Source organism: Arthrobacter gandavensis (assembly GCF_039528575.1).
Lineage (GTDB): Bacteria > Actinomycetota > Actinomycetes > Actinomycetales > Micrococcaceae > Arthrobacter_B > Arthrobacter_B citreus_B.
In genome coordinates, this window is record NZ_BAAALV010000002.1 from 335,260 (window position 1) to 354,252 (window position 18,993).

Annotated in this window: 18 protein-coding genes; 13 read left to right on the forward strand and 5 right to left on the reverse strand. The window is 65.8% G+C overall.

The genetic code is table 11. The features are described 5' to 3' along the window. Nucleotides 1-92 precede the first annotated feature (92 nt). Both ABFX29_RS04780 and ABFX29_RS04785 read left to right on the forward strand, forming a co-directional pair. Nucleotides 93-563, forward strand: coding sequence for a nucleoside deaminase (locus tag ABFX29_RS04780; protein ID WP_152225305.1), 471 nt, complete (start codon nt 93-95; stop codon nt 561-563). 86 nt (nt 564-649) lie between these two features. Continuing rightward, nucleotides 650-1,471, forward strand: coding sequence for a DUF1295 domain-containing protein (locus tag ABFX29_RS04785; RefSeq protein ID WP_152225307.1), 822 nt, complete (start codon nt 650-652; stop codon nt 1,469-1,471). Here ABFX29_RS04785 and ABFX29_RS04790 read toward each other — a convergent pair. After that, nucleotides 1,468-1,986, reverse strand: a complete 519-nt coding sequence (locus tag ABFX29_RS04790) for a GNAT family N-acetyltransferase (RefSeq protein ID WP_152225309.1) — start codon at nt 1,984-1,986, stop codon at nt 1,468-1,470. The genes ABFX29_RS04785 and ABFX29_RS04790 overlap by 4 nt on opposite strands. 130 nt (nt 1,987-2,116) lie before the next feature. Between ABFX29_RS04790 and rlmN the strand changes: the two genes are divergently transcribed. Beyond that, nucleotides 2,117-3,343 carry a dual-specificity RNA methyltransferase RlmN gene (rlmN, locus tag ABFX29_RS04795; protein WP_152225311.1) on the forward strand — a complete coding sequence of 409 codons (1,227 nt, stop codon included), beginning with the start codon at nt 2,117-2,119 and terminating at the stop codon, nt 3,341-3,343. Nucleotides 3,344-3,417: 74 nt separating this feature from the next. On the opposite strand, the gene purB is transcribed toward rlmN, so the two are convergent. Beyond that, a complete protein-coding gene (gene purB / locus ABFX29_RS04800) occupies nt 3,418-4,842 on the reverse strand; it encodes an adenylosuccinate lyase (RefSeq protein WP_152225313.1) in 1,425 nt (474 codons plus the stop codon). 212 nt (nt 4,843-5,054) lie between these two features. Here purB and ABFX29_RS04805 point away from each other — a divergent pair, with 212 nt between their 5' ends. Together ABFX29_RS04805 and ABFX29_RS04810 are read left to right on the forward strand one after the other, a co-directional pair. Further along, nucleotides 5,055-5,330: a hypothetical protein gene (locus tag ABFX29_RS04805; RefSeq protein ID WP_152225315.1), complete on the forward strand. Its 276-nt coding sequence runs from the start codon at nt 5,055-5,057 to the stop codon at nt 5,328-5,330. Beyond that, nucleotides 5,327-6,688, forward strand: coding sequence for a hypothetical protein (locus ABFX29_RS04810; protein ID WP_152225317.1), 1,362 nt, complete (start codon nt 5,327-5,329; stop codon nt 6,686-6,688). The genes ABFX29_RS04805 and ABFX29_RS04810 overlap by 4 nt, the downstream gene beginning before the upstream one ends. Here ABFX29_RS04810 and ABFX29_RS04815 read toward each other — a convergent pair. After that, nucleotides 6,685-7,083, reverse strand: a complete 399-nt coding sequence (locus ABFX29_RS04815; protein WP_152225319.1) for a phage holin family protein — start codon at nt 7,081-7,083, stop codon at nt 6,685-6,687. The genes ABFX29_RS04810 and ABFX29_RS04815 overlap by 4 nt on opposite strands. Before the next feature lie 114 nt (nt 7,084-7,197). Here ABFX29_RS04815 and ABFX29_RS04820 point away from each other — a divergent pair, with 114 nt between their 5' ends. The 5 genes from ABFX29_RS04820 to ABFX29_RS04840 all read left to right on the forward strand — a co-directional run bounded on the left by ABFX29_RS04820 (nt 7,198) and on the right by ABFX29_RS04840 (nt 12,409). Next, nucleotides 7,198-8,337 (forward strand): histidinol-phosphate transaminase, encoded by a 1,140-nt coding sequence (locus tag ABFX29_RS04820; RefSeq protein WP_152225321.1) that lies wholly within the window; start codon nt 7,198-7,200, stop codon nt 8,335-8,337. Nucleotides 8,338-8,482: 145 nt separating this feature from the next. Continuing rightward, nucleotides 8,483-9,688 carry a pyruvate dehydrogenase (acetyl-transferring) E1 component subunit alpha gene (gene pdhA, locus ABFX29_RS04825; RefSeq protein WP_152225323.1) on the forward strand — a complete coding sequence of 402 codons (1,206 nt, stop codon included), beginning with the start codon at nt 8,483-8,485 and terminating at the stop codon, nt 9,686-9,688. After that, entirely contained in the window at nt 9,685-10,659 is a 975-nt protein-coding gene (locus tag ABFX29_RS04830) for an alpha-ketoacid dehydrogenase subunit beta (RefSeq protein WP_152225325.1), read from the forward strand. The genes pdhA and ABFX29_RS04830 overlap by 4 nt, the downstream gene beginning before the upstream one ends. 60 nt (nt 10,660-10,719) lie before the next feature. Then, the gene (locus ABFX29_RS04835) at nt 10,720-12,171 is read left to right on the forward strand and encodes a dihydrolipoamide acetyltransferase family protein (protein ID WP_152225327.1); all 1,452 of its coding nucleotides are present in this window, start codon (nt 10,720-10,722) and stop codon (nt 12,169-12,171) included. A 31-nt stretch (nt 12,172-12,202) separates the two neighbouring features. Further along, nucleotides 12,203-12,409 (forward strand): hypothetical protein, encoded by a 207-nt coding sequence (locus ABFX29_RS04840; RefSeq protein ID WP_152225328.1) that lies wholly within the window; start codon nt 12,203-12,205, stop codon nt 12,407-12,409. A gap of 24 nt (nt 12,410-12,433) precedes the next feature. Here the strand turns inward: ABFX29_RS04840 and ABFX29_RS04845 are convergent, their stop codons facing one another. Together ABFX29_RS04845 and ABFX29_RS04850 are read right to left on the reverse strand one after the other, a co-directional pair. Continuing rightward, nucleotides 12,434-13,729: an aminotransferase-like domain-containing protein gene (locus ABFX29_RS04845; RefSeq protein WP_152225331.1), complete on the reverse strand. Its 1,296-nt coding sequence runs from the start codon at nt 13,727-13,729 to the stop codon at nt 12,434-12,436. A gap of 45 nt (nt 13,730-13,774) precedes the next feature. Next, nucleotides 13,775-14,743, reverse strand: coding sequence for a helix-turn-helix domain-containing protein (locus tag ABFX29_RS04850; protein WP_152225333.1), 969 nt, complete (start codon nt 14,741-14,743; stop codon nt 13,775-13,777). Between the two features lie 516 nt (nt 14,744-15,259). Between ABFX29_RS04850 and ABFX29_RS04855 the strand changes: the two genes are divergently transcribed. The 3 genes from ABFX29_RS04855 to ABFX29_RS04865 all read left to right on the forward strand — a co-directional run bounded on the left by ABFX29_RS04855 (nt 15,260) and on the right by ABFX29_RS04865 (nt 18,949). Further along, on the forward strand, nt 15,260-16,219 hold the full coding sequence (locus tag ABFX29_RS04855) for a lantibiotic dehydratase C-terminal domain-containing protein (protein WP_152225335.1): 960 nt from the start codon (nt 15,260-15,262) through the stop codon (nt 16,217-16,219). Nucleotides 16,220-16,269: 50 nt separating this feature from the next. After that, entirely contained in the window at nt 16,270-16,461 is a 192-nt protein-coding gene (locus ABFX29_RS04860) for a hypothetical protein (protein ID WP_152225337.1), read from the forward strand. Nucleotides 16,462-16,726: 265 nt separating this feature from the next. Beyond that, complete coding sequence (locus ABFX29_RS04865) at nt 16,727-18,949, forward strand: catalase (RefSeq protein ID WP_152225339.1); 2,223 nt, start codon at nt 16,727-16,729, stop codon at nt 18,947-18,949. Nucleotides 18,950-18,993: the final 44 nt, after the last annotated feature.

Consider the following 18,993-nt stretch of genomic DNA (forward strand, 5'->3'; position numbering starts at 1 on the left):
ATTCTGCGAAGGCGGGCACCGGCCGGTGCTAACTACCTGGCATTTCCCGGCCGGAGAGACCGCTGGGGCCAAGATCGCAGGGGGCAGCACCCATGAATTCAGACGCCGCATACCTTTCCCGGGCCATCGAGCTGGCCACCGCCAACGTCGCAGACAATGGCGGACCGTTCGGCGCCGTCATCGTTACCGCGGACGGCCAGGCGTTCGACGGCGTGAACCGGGTTACCGCTAATAACGACCCCACCGCGCACGCGGAAGTCACGGCCATCCGCAACGCATGCGCTGCGCTGGAGACCTTCGACCTCAGCGGCGCGGTGCTCTACACGAGCTGCGAGCCCTGCCCCATGTGCCTGGCCTCGGCGCTGTGGGCACGCATTGACCGGGTGGTCTACGCAGCGGACCGGCACGACGCCGCTGCAGCCGGCTTCGACGATGCCGTCTTCTACGAATACTTTGAGACTCCCGTCGAGGAGCGCTCGATGCCCGTTGACCAGCTGCCCGGGGACACCCGCAACGCCCCGTTTGACGCCTGGACCGCAGCGGCGTCGCGCATCGACTACTAAGTCCTCAAGGTCCGGGTCCGGGCCTTTGGCCGCAGTCAGCCAGGCCGGGGCTCCCGCCCGGGCCACACGAGCCGTATCCTCCAAGGATGGACCCGGTTCGTGTGTGCCTGTGGATCTTCCTGGCGGTCACCGCCGCAACGTGGATCCTGTCCCTGATCACCCGGGAATACTCCTGGACGGACCGGATCTGGTCGATCGTCCCCGTGGCCTACGTCTGGGTCTTCGCGGCGGCGTCGGGCTTCGAGTCACGGCTGGTGCTTATGGCTGTGTTGGTGACTCTGTGGGGCGGCCGGCTGACCTTCAACTTTGCCCGCAAGGGAGGCTATGCGCCCGGCGGGGAAGACTACCGGTGGGCGATCCTGCGCGGCCGGCTGCGGCCGTGGCAGTTCCAGCTGTTCAACCTGGGGTTTATCAGCATCTACCAGAACGTGATCATCTGGCTGATGACGCTTCCGGCGCTGACGGTGTTCCAGAGCCCGGGACCGCTCAGCGCCTGGGACTGGGTGCTCGCTGGGCTTTTCCTGGCCGCCCTGGCGGGGGAGACCACCGCGGACCAGCAGCAGTGGAACTACCAGCAATGGAAAAAGGCTGAACGGGCGGCCGGCAGGGAAGCCGGACGGGGTTTTGTACAGACCGGGCTTTTCCGGTATTCGCGCCACCCGAACTTCTTCTTCGAACAGGCCCAGTGGTGGCTGTTCTACGGTTTCGCCGTAGCTGCCTCCGGTTCCTGGCTGCACTGGACACTCGCCGGACCCGTGCTGCTGACCCTGCTTTTTGCCGGGTCCACGGTGTTCACCGAGAGCATTTCCGCCGGCCGCTACCCGGCCTACGCCGAGTACCAGCGGAGGACCTCACCCATTATTCCGCTGCCGCCGCACGGGCACTCCCGCCCCCTCGAAGCCGGCTAAAAGTTCCTAAAGGATGCACTCAGCTCCGTTGAACGCACGCCGGGTTCGATCACCTTCGCAAAACACATGGAAAGCGGCAGATCCTCGTACGGCCCGAAATTCGGCACCTCGGCATACCCCGCCTGTGCATAAAACCGCTTCCCGTCGGTCTGGGCCGAGCCCGCCTCCGCAGTAACCGCGCCGAACCCTGCGGCACGGGCCCGGAACTCCAGCGAGGACAGGATCGCGGTCGCTATGCCTGAGCCGCGCGCATAGGGCAGCACATAGATCCGCTTGATTTCCGCCGTGGAACGGTCCAGCCGCCGGAGCCCCCCACACCCCAGCGGCTGTCCCGAGCTTCGTTCGTAGGCGATCACGAACACCGCCGTGTCCGCTTCGGTAGGCGGAGAAGGGTCGTGGTCCGGGCGCCCGTAGCGGGAATCCAGTTCAGCCTGCTGGGCCCTCCGCAGGTCAGCGCCCACCGGGTTGGACCAGGGCACCTCACGGATGGAAAGGTTCGGGGGAAGCGGGAACACGTGAACCTCCTGGGCCTGCGGGACTGGTTCACCTCAATCTACGAAGACCGGATTTCGGCCGTGTTTCCGCTGTGTGAGAACTGGGCTAAGCCAAATACACGATTCGCGAAGGCATGCAAAAATGGAAGGGATGACTTCCCCCAAAACTTCCCCAGCTGCCCTGAGCGTATCCGGCGACAAGCCGCAGGTACGTCCCGCAACCGAAGGCTGGGAGCAGGCCAAAGAGCCAGACGGCCGCCCCCTGCTGCAGTTCAAGTCCCCGCGTGTGTCACAGCCGCCGGAACACCTGGCCGACCTGACGCTTGCCGAACGCCAGGAGAAGCTCAAGTCCCTGGGCCTGCCCGCGTTCCGCGCCAAGCAGCTCTCGGTGCACTACTTCCAGCACTACACCACGGACCCCGAGAAGATGAGCGACCTCCCCAAGGAGCGCCGCGACGAGCTGGTCAAGGAGATGTTCCCGACCCTGCTCACCGAGGTGAAGCGCCTGACGACGGACAAGGGCGACACCATCAAGTTCCTCTGGCGGCTGTTCGACGGCTCGCTCGTTGAATCAGTGCTGATGCGCTACCCCGGCCGGATCACGCTTTGTGTTTCCAGCCAGTGCGGCTGCGGCATGAACTGCCCGTTCTGCGCCACCGGCCAGGCGGGCCTGACCCGCAACATGTCTGCCGCGGAAATCCTGGACCAGATTGTCCAGGCCAACCGGGTCATCGCTGAAGGCGGGCTGGGCGGCAAGCGCCGCGACGGCGGGCACGACGCCGAGCGCGTCACCAACATCGTCTTTATGGGCATGGGTGAACCGCTGGCCAACTACAAGCGCGTGATGAACGCCGTGCACCGCATGGCCGCCGAAGCTCCCGAGGGCTTGGGCATGAGCGCCCGCAACATCACGGTCTCCACGGTGGGCCTGGTGCCGGCCATCAAGAAGCTGGCCGAGGAGAACATTCCGGTCACGTTCGCGCTGAGCCTGCACGCACCGGATGATGAACTGCGTGATGACCTGATCCCGGTGAACAGCCGCTGGAAGGTGGACGAGGCCCTCGACGCCGCGTACAACTACTACCGCGTCACCGGCCGCCGTGTCTCCATCGAGTACGCACTGATCAAGGACATGAACGACCACCCGTGGCGCGCTGCGCTGCTGGCCAAGAAGCTCAACTCCCGCGGCCGCGGCTGGGTCCACGTGAACCCGATTCCGCTGAACCCGACCCCGGGTTCCATCTGGACCTCCCCGGAACCCGAGGTGATCCAGGAGTTCATCGACACCCTGATCGACGCCGGCGTTCCCACCACGGTCCGCGATACCCGCGGCAAGGAAATTGACGGCGCCTGCGGGCAGCTGGCCGCTGCGGACTAGAAACCGCAGAACAACGACGGCGGGAGGCCGGGTTTGAAACCCGGCCTCCCGCCGTCGTTGTTTGGTGTGGAGTCCTACTTCTGCAGGTGGTCCACGAGGTTCTCGGCGATGCCGATGTACTTCGCCGGGGTGAGCGCAAGCAGGCGTGCCTCGGCCTCGGCGGGCAGGCCCAGCCCGGAAACGAATTCCTTCATGCGCTCGGCGTCCACACGGTGTCCCCGGGTGAGTTCCTTCAGCCGCTCGTACGGGTTTTCCATGCCCGGTGCGCCGGCGATGGCCTCGGCGCGCATGACCATCTGGATCGCTTCGCCAAGGACTTCCCAGTTGGTGTCCAGGTCTGCTGCTAGGACATCCTCTGCAACGTTCAGCCGCTCCAGGCCCTTCGCCACGTTGGAGATCGCCAGCAGGGAGTGGCCGAACGCGACGCCGATGTTCCGCTGCGAGGAGGAGTCAGTGAGGTCGCGCTGCCAGCGGGAGGTCACCAGGGTGGAAGCCAGGGTGTCCAGCAGGCCGTTGGAGATCTCCAGGTTCGCCTCGGCGTTCTCGAAGCGGATCGGGTTCACCTTGTGCGGCATGGTGGAGGAGCCGGTGGCGCCTGCGACGGGGACCTGGGCGAAGTAGCCGATGGAGATGTAGCTCCACACATCCGTGCAGAAGTTGTGCAGGATCCGGTTGAAGCGGGCCATGTCCGCGTACAGCTCGGCCTGCCAGTCGTGCGACTCGATCTGGGTGGTGAGCGGGTTCCAGGTCAGGCCAAGGCCCTCGACGAAGGACTTTGCCACCTGCTGCCAGTCGGCGCCCGGAACGGACGCGTAGTGCGCCGCGTAGGTGCCGGTGGCCCCGTTGATCTTGCCCAGGAATTCGGTGCCGGCTACGCGGTCCAGCTGGCGGGTCAGGCGGTGTACCGTGACGGCCAGTTCCTTGCCCAGGGTGGTGGGGGTGGCGGGCTGGCCGTGGGTCCGGGAGAGCATGGGAACGGCGCGGGTTTCTTCTGCCATGGCGGCGATCTGGGCCACCATCTTCCGTGCGGCAGGCAGCCAGACGTTCTCCACCGCGCCCTTGACGCCCAGGGCGTAGGAGAGGTTGTTGATGTCTTCCGACGTGCAGCCGAAGTGCACCAGCGCGGTGAGGTCCTCAATGCCGATCGTGGCCAGCCGGCGGCCAATGTAGTACTCCACGGCCTTTACGTCATGAACGGTGACCTGCTCGATTTCCGCCAGTTCGTTGACGGAGTTGCCGTCGAAGCCGGACACGATTTCCCGCAGTGCGGCCTGCTGTTCCGCGGTCAGGGGCGAGGTGCCCGGCAGGACGGAGTTGGAGGTGAGGTGGATCAGCCACTCGACCTCAACGTGAGTGCGGTCGCGGTTCAGCGCAGCCTCGGAGAGGTAGTCGACCAGAGGTGCGGTCGCGGAGCGGTACCGGCCGTCCAGTGGGCCCAGCGCGATGGCGGGGGTCACGGAGGCAAGGGAGACGCGGGGTGCGGAAGAAGAATCGGCCATGGGGCAATTCTTCCACGGTCCCGCGCCGGGGCCGATTCCATGACAGGACGTTCCAGCTACCCTCCACAACGCTCCGGTGAAGTGCTGGTTTCCCCTGTGCGGGAGGAGGCGGCGCCGGCACGTGTGCGGGCTGCCTAGAGTTGCCTTTCCGGTGGGCGGCAGGTGCCGCCTCACCCGGAGGCTCTGGTCCGGCGGTGCATGAAGGAGCAGGTGTGGCAGGCGGGGAGACAGCGGCCCAGGCACTGAGGGCCGCGGAAACGGCGGAGGCTTTGGAGGAGCATGCAGCGGAGCTGGGCAGCTTGCAGCGTGAACTGGGGAACAGGGACGAAGAGCAGTGGCGGTCCACGGCGGGCACGGCTTTCCGGGAGCAGGTGTATGCCCTGGTACTTGAATTGGCCGCGTGCCGGGAGGCCCTGGAGCGGGCAGCGTCTGCGCGCCGTGTGGTTTCCGCGGCCGAACAGCTGGGGGAGTGGGGGTGGCCGGAATGAACGGCACGTGTCCGCTGCCACCGCCTGCCTATACGGTCCGCGGCGGGCCGAACAGCATTCTGGTGGAGTTCGACGCGCTGGAGATCCGGGCAGCGCGGCTGGAAGCCATCGCCGGAACCCTGCGGGAAATTGGCGCAGACCTGCAGCGGCTGTGCGCGGAGGAAACAGCCTGGAGCCGGATGCAGCCTGCCCATGCGGCCGAAACTGCCAGGGTGGAGCTTGACCGTGCTGTTTTCCTCCTACGAGCCTGTACGGAAGCGGCCCGTGATGCGGCCTCGGGGCTGCGGACTGCAGCCGCCAACTACCGCGACGCCGAGGGGCGTGCCGAGCGCCTTGCCGGACTTCCCGGGCTGCTGCCGCTGGGCCTGGCGCTTCTGGACGCCGGTCCGGGCGGATTCCCGAAGCTGCGGTGGGTCGAGTCCCTTCCCCTGCGGTTCGTGGACACTCCCGCACTGCTCACCATGGCCGGGCTGTTCGGCGGACACCGCGCGCTCAGCGAGATCAACGTGGAAAAGGTTGAGTCTGCACACGGTGCGGGGGGATTGGTCCCGGTCTCCGGAACCGCGGCCGGGCTGCTGGAGCGGAGTGCCGTCCTGCTGCGTGAGGATGATCCCGGTGTGGTGGAAGTGCTGCGCCTGGAAGCGGCGGACGGAAGCACCGGGCGGGGGAAGGTCTTTGTGGTGACACTTCCGGGAACACAGCCGGGCCCCGGGAGGGCGGGGGAGAACCCGTTCGACAACTACGGCAACGCTGAAGGCCGGGCGGCCGAAAGCCGGTTCGTCGCGGCTGCTGTGGCAGAGGCGCTGCGGCAGGCCCAGGCCGAAGCAGGTGACTCAGTCATCCTCGTCGGTTACAGCCAGGGAGGCATTCACGCCTCCCGCGCCGCGGGTTACCTTCAGGAAACAGCAGGACTGGATGTCCGTTATGTTCTCACTGCAGGAGCCCCGGCCGGCGATGCCGAGATCCCGCCCGAGATTCAGGCGCTGCATCTGGAACATGCACAGGACTGGGTGCCCGGCGCCGACGGTACCTCGAATCCGGACGCATTCAACCGGGTGACCATGACGCTGACTGACAACGTTCCGGTACTCGCCGGGGACAACGGGCTGGGCCCGGCCCACAAGCTGCCCGTCTATCTGGAGGGAGCTGCGGCGGCGGATGCCAGTGAAGACCCGTCCCTTCGCGCATCCCTGTCGGGGGTCGGCGCTGTGGTGGGGGCGGGCGGTATTGCTACCCGCGAGCTCTACCGTTTCAGGCGCCGGCACCGCAGGCCGCCGCTGCGGGTAGTGCCGAACAGCCTTCCCGGTCCGGCGCCCGGGCCGGTATCGCCCCGTACGGTGAGTTCAGACGGGGACTAGCGGCGGGTGCCGGCGAGCGACCCCGCCACCAGGGACACCAGGGAGATGATGATCGAGGCGAAGATTGCCGTCCAGAAGAAGGAATCAATCTCGAAATGCACCGGCGTGAAGCTGGTGAGCCAGGCCGTGAGCATCAGCATGGCGGCATTGATGATCACCGTGAAGAGACCGAGGGTCAGGATGGTGAGCGGAAGGGCAAGCAGCCGGACTATGGGGCGCACCAGGGCGTTCACGACTCCGAACACCAAGCCGATGAAGAGGTACGCCAGCACAATGTCCAGAGTGGTGTTACCGGTGGCCGGCGTACCGGCTTCTCCCACCGCGATCCCGGGCAGCGCCCACGCGGCAACCCACAGGGCGAGGGCATTGATCAGGACTCTCAGCACTAGGCGCATGCCCTAATGCTGGCACAGCGGCGGCGCCCACCCAAGCGCCGGACCGCTTCGGCCCCGAACTGCCCTGTGCGTCACGTCACATAGGCACCCGGAAATCCGGACTAGTCTTAAGCCATGACCACTACCGAGAATGACACCAGTGCTGTGGCAGGCCAGGCGTCCGGAATCAGCCCGCGCCCGGTCGTTGACCGGCTGCCGCGCTACGCTGCCGGAAAGCCCCCTGTGGCAATTGAAGGGCTGGAGAGCTACAAGCTTTCCTCGAATGAGAACCCCTTTCCGCCGCTGCCTTCAGTCCTGGAAGCCATAGCTGCCCACCCGAACGTAAACCGCTATCCCGATCCGCTGGCAACGGCGCTGCGGACGGAACTGGCCTCTTTCCTGGATGTTCCCGCCGAAGACATCGTGACCGGCGGCGGAAGCCTTGGAGCGCTGAACCAGCTCCTGGCCACCTTCGCCGGGCAGCGGGAAGACGGCACCCAAGACGAGGTCATTTACCCGTGGCGCTCCTTCGAGGCCTACCCCATTTCAGTAGGGCTGTCCGGAGCCCGCAGCGTGCAGGTGCCGCTGCTCGCCGACGGACGCCATGACCTGGACGCAATGGCGGCCGCAGTCACGGACCGGACCAGGATGGTCCTGCTGTGCACCCCGAACAACCCCACCGGCCCGGTGCTGAGCACGGACGAAGTGGAGGGATTCCTGGCGAAGGTCCCCTCGGACGTGATTGTGGTGATTGACGAAGCCTATGAGGACTTCGTGCGTGATCCGGACGCCGTCAACGGTGTTGAGATCTACCGCCGCCACCAGAACGCAGTGGTGCTGCGCACCTTCTCCAAGGGTGCGGGCCTGGCAGGGCTCCGGGTGGGCTATTCCATTTCCCATCCGCACCTGACGCAGTACCTGCGCGTCACCGCAGTGCCCTTCGCCGTCTCCCAGATCGCCGAACAGGCGGCAATCGCCTCCCTGAAGCACCACGGCGAACTTGTGGAAAGAATACAAGCGCTGGTCGCCGAAAGGACCCGCGTAGTCGAAGGCCTGCAGGCGCTGGGATGGTCCATTCCTCAGGCAGAAGGCAACTTCGTCTGGCTGGATTTGGGGGAGAATACCCCCGAGTTTGCAGTGCTGGCGGAGCAGCAGGCGTTGGCAGTACGCGCCTTCGGAACCGAGGGGATGCGGGTCACCATCGGCGAGGAGGAAGCCAACAGCCGGTTCCTCGCTTTATGTGCAACCTATACAAAAGGCCCACGGGTTTCCTAGCGTGTCCTGAGTGCTTTCGGGGCCCCGGCCCTCGCTAGGCTGTGGGAAGTAACTTCCACATATATGCCACCAGGGGTACATATTCCTGCAGTGGCATATTTCTAGCGGGGGCTGGACCATAAAGTCCTCCCCGGCGAGGAGAGGTATGGCCCTGGAGCACTTGCCCGCCACCGAATTCGATTCGACGGCGCTGAATGAGACGTTGGTGCCTGCCCCCGGCAGCTCACCGGACGGCATGGTTCAGCTGCTGACCCCGGAAGGGGAGCGCATCGGACACGAGCTGTACGGCCGGTACGCCGAAGACGTCGACGGCGAAGCCCTGCGCTCCTTCTACCGGGATATGTTCCTCATTCGCCGCTTCGATACGGAAGCTACGGCCCTGCAGCGCCAGGGTGAACTGGTGATGTGGGTTCCGCTCACCGGACAGGAAGGCGCGCAGATCGGTTCCGGGCGTGCACTGGCCGCCCAGGACTACGTCTTCCCCACCTACCGTGAGCACGGCGTCGCGCTGACCCGCGGCCTGAAGCTGTCCCATCTGCTGCGGCGGTTCCGCGGAATTTCCCACGGCGGTTGGGACCCGCGTGAATCAAACTTCCACCTCTACACCCTGGTACTGGCAGCCCAGGTCCCGCACGCTGTTGGCTACGCCATGGGCATGGCCCGGGACAACGCCGCCGATGCGTCCTCCCCGGCCGGTGCCGCGGTTGCCTACTTCGGCGACGGAGCCAGCTCTGAAGGCGACGTCCACGAGTCGATGGTCTTCGCCGCCTCCTACGACGCCCCCGTGGTCTTCTTCTGCCAGAACAACCACTGGGCCATCTCGGTTCCCACCGAAGTGCAGTCCCGTATTCCGCTGGCCAACCGCGCCCAGGGCTACGGATTCCCGGGCATCCGGGTGGACGGCAACGACGTCCTGGCGGTCCATGCCGTGACCCGGTGGGCGCTTGAACACGCCCGCAGCGGCAACGGCCCGGTGCTCATTGAAGCCTTCACCTACCGGATGAGCGCCCACACCACCGCGGATGACCCCACCAAGTACCGCCTCTCCGCCGACGAGGAGGCATGGATCGGCCGCGACCCGCTCACCCGCCTCGAAAAGCACCTGCGTGCCACCGGCGCCGGTGATGATGCCTTCTTCGCATCCCTCACCGCCGAGGCAGACGAACTGGCGGCCCAGCTGCGCTCGGATGTGCAGGCGATGGAACCGCCGTCGTTCGCTGACTCGTTCGCGGATGTCTACGCCGAACCCCACCCGCTGATCGCGGAGGAACTGGCCTTCCACAAGGCCTACGAGGACGGCTTCGCCGACGCAGGGTCCGCCACTGACACCGACGAAGAGGACGGCGCATGAGCACCATGACCATGGCCAAGGCCATCAACGCCGGCCTGCGCGCAGGCCTGGCAGCTGATCCCAAGACCCTGCTGATGGGCGAGGATATCGGGGCGCTTGGCGGCGTCTACCGCATTACCGAAGGGCTGCAGGCCGAGTTCGGAACCGACCGTGTCATGGACACCCCGCTTGCGGAGTCCGGCATCATCGGCACCGCGATCGGCCTGGCGCTGCGCGGTTACCGGCCGGTCTGCGAAATCCAGTTCGACGGCTTCGTCTTCCCGGGGTTCAACCAGATCACCACGCAGCTGGCCAAGATGCACTCCCGCAGCGAGGGTGCCCTGAGCGCCCCGGTTGTCATCCGGATCCCCTACGGCGGGGGTATCGGATCGATCGAGCACCATTCGGAGTCCCCGGAAGCGCTCTTCGCCCACACGGCAGGGCTGCGCATCCTCGCCCCCTCGAACCCGCAGGACGGCTACTGGATGATCCAGCAGGCCATGCAGGGCAAGGATCCGGTGATCGTCTTTGAACCCAAGCGCCGCTACTGGTTGAAGGGCGAGGTGGACACCTCCGCGCCGTCCGGCGACCCGTTCACGGCCCAGGTGCTGCGGACCGGAACCGACGCCACCATCGTCGCCTACGGGCCGCTGGTTCCTGTGGCGCTGGCGGCCGCAGAGGCCGCCGCCGAGGACGGGCGGAGCGTCGAGGTCATCGATCTGCGCTCCATCTCCCCCATCGACTTTGACACCGTTACTGAATCGGTGCGGCGCACCGGCCGCCTGATCGTGACGCACGAGGCCCCGACCTTCGGCGGGATCGGCGGAGAAATCGCCTCCCGGGTGGCCGAGCGCGCCTTCCTGCACCTGGAAGCGCCCGTCCTGCGCGTGGGCGGGTTCCACATGCCCTATCCCGTTGCCGCCGTCGAGGAGCACTACCTGCCGGACATAGACCGGCTCCTGGATGCCCTGGACACCGTGTTCTCCTACTGACAGAGCCCCTGCCCACAGCTTCCGCCGCCGGTCCGCCGGCCAACGCCAGATCGAGATGCCATGACTGAGAAAACATTCAAACTGCCCGACGTCGGGGAAGGCCTTACCGAGGCCGAGATCGTCCAGTGGCGGGTCAAGGAAGGCGACACGGTTGCCATCAATGACGTGATCGTCGAGATCGAGACCGCGAAGTCGCTCGTGGAACTGCCTTCACCGTTTGCCGGTACCGTCAGCGGGATCCTGGCCGAGGAAGGCACCACCGTGGAAGTGGGCACGCCCATCTTCCGGGTGGCACCGGCCGGAGGCAGCAAAAAGGCGTCGGCGAAGGCGCCCGAAAAAGCGGAAAAGGCTACGGCGGCCCCGGCTTCCGGCGACGGCCCGCCGTCGGCGTCGCTGACCGGAACCGGCCCGAAGGCCGACGCCGTCCGCCGGCGTCCGCGCCGGAACCGGACAGTTCCCGGCCAGGCAGCATCCGCCGCAGCCCCGAGCGCAGCACCTGCCGCAGCCCCGAGCGCAGCACCTGCCGCAGCTCCGGATGCTCCTGCGCCCCGGGCATCGGCTCGGCCGGATCCGCGCGGCGCAGCCGTGGCGGCAGCTGGTGCGGCAGTGCAGGACCGTTTCAACCAGCTCATCCAGCGCGTGCTGGCCAAACCGCCGGTCCGCAAGGCCGCCAAGGACCTCGGCATCAACCTTGCCGACGTCCCGGCCACCGGCGCGGGCGGCGAGGTCACCAAGCAGGACTTGATCAGCTACCAGGCCCAGCGCGAGTCGGAAGTCGACTCGGCAGATACCTTCTGGTCGCCGTCCAGCAAGCCGCAGGAAGGCCGGATCGAGCGCATTCCCGTGAAGGGGGTCCGCAAGGCCACTGCGAAGGCCATGGTGGACAGTGCCTTCAGCGCCCCGCACGTAAGCATCTTCGTGGACGTTGACGCCTCGCGCACCATGGAATTCGTCAAGCGGCTCAAGGCCTCCCGCGACTTCGAGGGCATCAAGGTTTCGCCGCTGCTGATCCTGGCCAAGGCCGTCATCTGGGCTGCCGCCCGGAACCCTTCCGTCAACGCAACCTGGGCGGAGGACGAAATCCACGTCAAGCACTTCATGAACCTCGGCATTGCCGCGGCCACGCCGCGCGGCCTGATGGTTCCCAACATCAAGGATGCCCAGGACCTTTCACTGAAGGAACTGGCCGGAGCCCTGAACGAACTGGCCACAACGGCACGGGCCGGCAAGACGCCGCCCGCGGACATGCGCGGCGGCACGCTCACCATCACCAATATCGGTGCCCTTGGCATCGACACGGGCACACCGATCATTAACCCGGGCGAGGTTGCCATCGTCGCTTTCGGAACGATCAAGCAGAAGCCGTGGGTGCTGGACGGCGAAGTCATCCCGCGCTGGATCACTACCCTTGGCGGGTCGTTCGACCACCGCGTGGTGGACGGTGACCTTTCAGCGCGGTTCATGGCCGATGTGGCGGCCATCCTGGAGGAACCGGCCCTCCTTCTGGACTAGGCTCGATAAGGGAACCAACGATCGGAGCAGCATGGCTATGAATCCCGGACCCGGAAACCGCGGGGGCGGACCCCAGATCGACTGGAAGCGGACGGCCTGGATCCTGGTGGGGGCCTTCATTGTGTCCAGCCTGCTGATCATCCTGTTCCCGAACCTGGGCATGCTCTGGCGGCTGGCGATCATGGCACTGCTGTTCGTGATTGTGGTGCCCCTCTTCGACCGCAGGCGCCGGAAGTAGCTACCGGGACGCCGGCGTCCCAGGCTAGGACGCGCCGGCTGCTTTCAATGCCCGCCGAATAACGGGAGCCAGCCGCCGCACGCCTTCAGCGATGTCCTGTTCGGAGACCGCGCTGAACGCCAGCCGCAGCTTGGAACTGGGCTCATCGCCCGGCGTGAAGGCCGTGCCGGGAATGAACACCGTTCCGGCTTCGATGGCCTCAGCGAGCAGCGGATAGGTGTCGATTCCCTCCGGCAGGCTCAGCCAGACAAAGAAGCCGCCGTCCGGCACCGTCCAGCTCACGCCGTCGGGCATCTCTTCCTGCAGCGCAGCCAGCATCGCTGCGCAGCGGCCCGCATAGAGGCGGCGTGAATCCCTAACTCGGCCCATCCAGTCAAAATCGCGCAGGTACGCTGCGGTGATCATCTGGGTCAGGGGCGAGGGGCACAGCACCACGGCCTCGCAGGCCAGATAGAACCGGCGGAACAGGTGCTTCGGGACAAGGGCCCAGCCCAGGCGCATGCCGGGCGCAAAAATCTTGGAGAACGAGCCCAGATACAGGACGTCCTCCGGGTGCGAAGCCCGCAGCGGGGCCAGCGGCTCCCCGTCGAACCGGAGCAGTCCGTACGGATTGTCTTCGAGCACCAGGATGTTGTTCTCGCGGCAGATCCGCACCACTTCGTCCCGGCGGCTGTTGGAGAGCGTGATGCCGCTGGGGTTGTTGAAGCTGGGGATCGTGTAGAGCATCTTGATGGTCTTGCCAGCCGCGCGCAGCGAGCTGATCCGCTCACGGAGCGCCTCGGGAATGAGCCCCTCCGCGTCCATGGCGACCGGCTGGATATCGACTTCGTAGGATTCGAAGGCGTTCAGCGCACCCACATACGTGGGGTCCTCGCAGAGTACGACGTCTCCGGGGTTGCAGAAGACCTTCGCGGCCACGTCCTGGCCGGACTGCGAACCGGTGGTGATGACGACGTCCGCCGGATCGGCGTTCAGGATGCCTTCGGCTGCCATCACCTCGCACGCCAGTTCGCGCAGCTCGGCGAGTCCCTGGCCGGGACCGTACTGGAGGGCCGCCAGGCCCTGGCTGCGGATGATCGACGCCGTTGCGTCGGCAAGCCCGTCCAGCGGCAGTTCCTGCAGGTAGGGACTGCCTCCGGCCAGGGAGATGAGCCCGGGCTGGATGGAAATGTCGAAGACATCCCGGACGGCCGACTGCTTGATGTGGAACGCGCGGTCAGACAGGAGGTCGTGGTGGCGGTGTGCCGAGCCCGTGGCCCGGTCGAGGGCCACCTGTGCTTCCGGGGTCAGCACTGCCCCCGTGGTTTCCTCAAAAGTCATGCCACATCATGGCACTCAGGTTGACCGGTAAGCAACACAAGTTTTCTAGATCCAACCTGCCTTGTGAGCCTTGATTCCGGCCTGGAAGCGGCTTTCGGCCTTGAGCTCCTCCAGCATCCAGGCAATGTGCCGGCGGCAGGTCCGCACGCTGATGCCAACCCGGCGGGCTATGACCTCATCAGAGTGCCCGGCAGCAAGTCCGGCCAGGACGGACCGCTGCGTGCTCGTGAGGCCGGCCTTGCCGGGATCATCGGCCAGGAAAGGCTCCGCAAGGCTCCAGGCGAACTCAAAAAGCTTGGTGAACAGGCCGATGAGGTTTGGGTCGCGGATGACCAGGCCCGCCCTGTCGTAGGTGTGCAGCTGGCGTGCCACCACGGCAACCTTGTCATCAAAAATGAGCGTGCGCATAGGAACGTAGGGCAGGGTCCGGAACTCACCGCCGGCTTCACTGATCCGCTCCACGGCCTTGCAGGTGGGTACATGGTCCCGCGTGCTGGAATGGTAGAGGGTCTGCCGTTTTACGCCGGCCCGCAGCAGGGCAAGGTCCTTCTGCACGCTTTCCTCCTGGAAGTCCGCATTGGAACCGTGCCCCGGCCGGGCTATCAGGACGCTTTCCGAAGCTGAGCGCCCGTACTCAATGAGCACCCGCTGCACCTGCTCCGGGTCCTCGAGCACTTCAACCGAGGCGTCTGCGGCAACCTGCCGGCGCGCTTCGGCGAAGGTGGGCACCAGGCTTGCCAGCTCCCGCCGCTTGGCACCAATGCGGGCGCGGAGTTCCAGCATTTCGCGTTCGTCGGGGTCTACCAGTTCGGCCAGTGCCACGTCCGGGGAGACCGCGGTGTAAACGGGGCTGTTGGGGCCCTCGGAGAAGAGCAGGCAGCGGGAACGCAGCTCATCCACTGCCCGGTCGATGGCGCGGCTTGTGTACCCCAGCGCGTCCGAGGCTTCAGCAGGGGTCCAACCCGGGTGGGAGACCGCGTAACGGTACACCTCAACCGACACCTGATCCAGCAATTCTCCTCCTACAACTGCGGTGCTGGGGACAGCCGGTATGGGTCCGGCGCGCACCTGATGCCCCATGAACTGCCGGCCTCCGGGCAACGCCCTGAGCCCCCAAAATTGGAACCCGAAGAGAGTGACATGACAGCTTAATGCCATTCTCCACCTTAGCCCGGTAGTTCGGTACCCAAAACGTCGATTTCCGCTAGTCTGCGGGCTATTTCGGGCTCTGCGGTGAACGCGCAAAAGGGCTCAGGGGCACCAACCGGACATGACAGGAAGCTGAAATTGGTAACGGTGGACACACCCTTCCGGCCCGGGGGAAGCTTTCGGAGTCAAACACGACCGGCTGTGCAACCAGCCGAACCAAAAGAGGGGATACGACCATGAAGAAGGCAACTGCACCGGTTTCCATCAAGAGCTGGGAATGGTTCTAATCTAGGCCCCTCATTTGGGGGATGAACCAACCAGCAATACATATAGACCCGCCCCAGCGGTGGTAACCAGACTTGAACCCGGAGGAAGAACGCCATGAGCCAGCTAACAGCAGTTCGAAACGCCTCGCGAACTAATGCAAGCACTCATTGGTGGACACTATCCATCTATACCGGCGGCTTCGATGTAGCGGACGGCATCATTGGAGAACTGGTTACCCCGCTGGCGGCGCAGGCCCAGCTATGGGGGGCGCAGCGGTGGTTCTACACCCGCTGCTCTGAGCCTGCAAACGCCCACGTACGCATGAAGGTGCTGGCACCCCAGGAGACCCTGGACCGGCTGAAGTCCCTCCTCGGCGCGCTCCAGGAGCAGGCCAGCGGCGTCATCGGCCACCTCAGCGTGACCCACGCCTTCGGGGACCCGGCCTGCGACCGGCTGAGCCCGGGCGGAATGGAGCAGCAGGATCCCCGGATCGAAGCTGATCTGGCGAAGTACGGCGGAGTCGAAGGACTGGCCCTGGCTGAGGAAGTCTTTGAGCTGTCATCCGATCTGGGTACCTGGGCAACGGCCCGGTTCCCCAAGGTGCAGAACCGGTGGGCGCTGGGCTCGCTGCTGCTCTTCGATTCGGCCCGCAGCATGATGAAGGGTCCCCGGGCCTCCAGCTGGCCCGACCGCCGCAGGCTGTCCTGGGACTATTACTGGGACAGCCACCTGCGCAGCTGCACTGCCGGCTTTGGCCCGCGGGCCGCGAGTGTCCGTCAGGCCATGACGGTCCAGGTGGGCGCGAAGGTCATGCCGACCCACCGACTGATGGCAGCCACAGCCGCCGAATCTGCAGTCGAAAACTGGCGGCGGCGCTGGTTCCGCACCATGGATACCTACCTCTACCGGGCGGACAAGGCGCGTGTCAGCCGCAGTGCCCAGCACCTGACGGTCTATCAGGCACACATGCTCCTGAACCGGCTGGGCCTGTCCCTGCGAGAGGAAGCGGCCATGGGCCTGTATGCCCGGACCTGGAGCACAGAGCGCGAAGCCATGCTCCTGGACAAGCACTGATTCTCCCGGTGGACCGGAGGGAAGTCGTCGAGGAGAAAGAGGGGGTCGCTGTGTCGGATTGGAATGAAGTAGTTCTGGCTGCTGACGACAAAGACCTGGGGTCGGCCCTGGGCTGCGATGAGGAGACCGTAGAGGACATGCGGGGCATGGGCTACGTCGAGTCGCGCGGTGAACTTTGGAGCGTCGGGCCGGCCAGGGACTATCTGAGGGACGCCGCCTGGGCGGACTGTCTCTGGGAGTAGTACCGCCACAGCACTTCCGCACTTGGCTGCGGAAACAAAACGTCCGTTCCGGCCACGGAAGCCCTGCGGGGCTGGGAAGCCGGGACGGTAGGGGACGAATCCCCACAGAGGACGGATCTGCCTGTACCCCCCACAGGCAGATCCGTTCTTTGCGTTTGCGGCGGTGTTTCCGGCTGCTTGTTAAGTAGCCTTACTATTTTTTCGGTACGCTGTTTTTGGAGCTGCGCCCCAGGCGCGGCGAAAAGTTCCACCAGATGGAGGCCACATGTCAGATCAGAGCACATCAGCCAACGGACTTCCGATCCCCGGCGCCCCGGCGCCGCAGCAGCCCTCACTCGCAGAACCAACCGAACCGCACGACCCGCTGCCGCCCAAGGCGGACCAGGACGGTCCTGAGACCGTCTCACCGACCGGCGTCCCCACCGGAGCACCCAAGACGTCCAATGCCCAGTCGGGTCGATACCTGACCACCGCCCAGGGTGCCCGACTGCGGGACACCGACCATTCCCTCAAGGCCGGACCGCGCGGGCCGGTTCTCCTCCAGGACCACCACCTGCGGGAAAAGATCACGCACTTCGACCATGAGCGCATCCCCGAGCGTGTTGTCCACGCCCGCGGCGCGGCAGCGCACGGCGTCTTTGTCGCCAACGGAGCAGCTGAAGGTATCACCCGGGCAGGTTTCCTGGCACGCGATGCCCAGACCCCGGTTTTTGTCCGTTTTTCCACCGTGCTGGGATCCAGGGGGTCCGCTGACGCCGTCCGGGATACCCGCGGGTTCGCCACCAAGTTCTACACGGATGAGGGAACCTTCGACCTGGTGGGCAACAACATCCCGGTCTTCTTCATCCAGGACGCCATCAAGTTCCCGGACGTCATCCATGCCGGCAAGCCGCATCCCGACCGTGAAATCCCGCAGGCGCAGAGCGCGCACGATACCTTCTGGGACTTCGTCTCGCTGCACACCGAGGCCCAGCACCACACCATCTGGAACATGTCCGACCGTGGCATCCCGCGTTCCTACCGCACCATGGAAGGCTTTGGCGTCCACACCTTCCGGGTAGTCAACGCCAAGGGCGAGACCTCACTGGTCAAGTTCCACTGGAAGCCGCGGCTGGGCGTGCACTCGCTGGTCTGGGAAGAAGCACAGATCATCAACGGCATGGATCCGGACTTCCACCGCCGGGACCTCGCGGATGCCATCGAGGCCGGCGCCTATCCGGAATGGGACCTGGGCGTCCAGGTGTTCCCGGACACCGAGGACGAGATGTTCGAGGGCATCGACCTGCTGGACCCGACGAAGATCGTCCCCGAAGAACTGGCCCCGGTGCAGATCATCGGCACCATGACGCTGAACCGTAACGTCACCAACTTCTTCGCCGAGACGGAGCAGGTGGCATTCCATCCCGGACACCTGGTCCCGGGCATCGACGTGACCAACGACCCGCTGCTGCAGGGCCGTCTTTTCTCCTACATCGATACCCAGCTCACCCGGCTGGGCGGACCGAACTTCGCCCAGATTCCCATCAACCGGCCGCACGCACCGGTCAACGACATGCTCCGCGACGGCTTCCACCAGGACGCAGTGCACAGCGGAACGGCCCCCTACCAGCCGAATTCCCTGGACGGCGGCTGCCCGTTCCTGGCCGGAGCAGACATGGGTGCCTTCATCGATGTGCCCGCCCCGGTGGCCAAGTCACGCAAGGTCCGGGAGAACCCGGCAACCTTCGACGACCACTACAGCCAGCCGCGCCAGTTCTTCCGCTCGCTGACTCCGGTGGAACAGGACCACGTCATCCAGGCGTACACCTTCGAACTCGGCAAGTGCTACGAGGAGAACATCAAGGTCCGCCAGCTCCAGGCGCTCGCCAACATCGACGAGCGGCTCTGTGCGGAGGTTGCCGCCGGCCTGGGCCTCCCGGCCCCGGCGCCCACGCTGAAGGTTGAAGAGGCCGACCCGAGCCCTGCCCTCCAGCAGGTCGGAGGCACCTGGCCGGTTGACGGCCGCATCATCGGGATCCTCGCTGACGGAAGCACCGACCTGGCCGCCCTGGCCCGGATCCGTGCTGCCGTAGACGCGGCGGACATGGTGCCGCTTGTCATCGCACCGCAGGGCGGCATGCTTGGCGGCCAGATTCCCGTGCAGCGCACATACCTGACGGCGCGCTCCACTGAGTTCGACGCCATCATTGTTGCGGGCACGGGTGAGTACGGCACGGATGCGGTGGACAGCCTTGATGCCAAGGCCGGCAACCCTGCCGGACACCCCGCGGTTGATCCCCGCGTGGCTATCCTGCTCACCGAGGCCTACCGCCACTCCAAGGCACTCGGGGCCTGGGGCAGCGGAGCAGGCGTGCTGGGCGCGTCCGGCATTCCGGAGGATGCCCCGGGCATCCTCGTGGAATCACCGGAAGAAATCGTTCCGGGCCTGGTCACGCTGCTGAGCCGGCACCGGGTGTGGGATCGGTTCCCGGTGGCCGCCGCCTCGTAACGGCAGGCACCTCTCACCAGAGAACGACGGCGGGCCCGGAACAG

Bases quoted from the DNA above. Each gene is read 5' to 3' on its own strand.
- ABFX29_RS04780 (WP_152225305.1), top strand. From the start codon at position 93: ATGAATTCAGACGCCGCATACCTTTCCCGGGCCATCGAGCTGGCCACC.
- ABFX29_RS04785 (WP_152225307.1), top strand. From the start codon at position 650: ATGGACCCGGTTCGTGTGTGCCTGTGGATCTTCCTGGCGGTCACCGCC.
- rlmN (WP_152225311.1), top strand. From the start codon at position 2,117: ATGACTTCCCCCAAAACTTCCCCAGCTGCCCTGAGCGTATCCGGCGAC.
- purB (WP_152225313.1), bottom strand. From the start codon at position 4,842: ATGGCCGATTCTTCTTCCGCACCCCGCGTCTCCCTTGCCTCCGTGACC.
- ABFX29_RS04810 (WP_152225317.1), top strand. From the start codon at position 5,327: ATGAACGGCACGTGTCCGCTGCCACCGCCTGCCTATACGGTCCGCGGC.
- ABFX29_RS04815 (WP_152225319.1), bottom strand. From the start codon at position 7,083: ATGCGCCTAGTGCTGAGAGTCCTGATCAATGCCCTCGCCCTGTGGGTT.
- ABFX29_RS04820 (WP_152225321.1), top strand. From the start codon at position 7,198: ATGACCACTACCGAGAATGACACCAGTGCTGTGGCAGGCCAGGCGTCC.
- pdhA (WP_152225323.1), top strand. From the start codon at position 8,483: ATGGCCCTGGAGCACTTGCCCGCCACCGAATTCGATTCGACGGCGCTG.
- ABFX29_RS04830 (WP_152225325.1), top strand. From the start codon at position 9,685: ATGAGCACCATGACCATGGCCAAGGCCATCAACGCCGGCCTGCGCGCA.
- ABFX29_RS04835 (WP_152225327.1), top strand. From the start codon at position 10,720: ATGACTGAGAAAACATTCAAACTGCCCGACGTCGGGGAAGGCCTTACC.
- ABFX29_RS04840 (WP_152225328.1), top strand. From the start codon at position 12,203: ATGGCTATGAATCCCGGACCCGGAAACCGCGGGGGCGGACCCCAGATC.
- ABFX29_RS04845 (WP_152225331.1), bottom strand. From the start codon at position 13,729: ATGACTTTTGAGGAAACCACGGGGGCAGTGCTGACCCCGGAAGCACAG.
- ABFX29_RS04855 (WP_152225335.1), top strand. From the start codon at position 15,260: ATGAGCCAGCTAACAGCAGTTCGAAACGCCTCGCGAACTAATGCAAGC.
- ABFX29_RS04865 (WP_152225339.1), top strand. From the start codon at position 16,727: ATGTCAGATCAGAGCACATCAGCCAACGGACTTCCGATCCCCGGCGCC.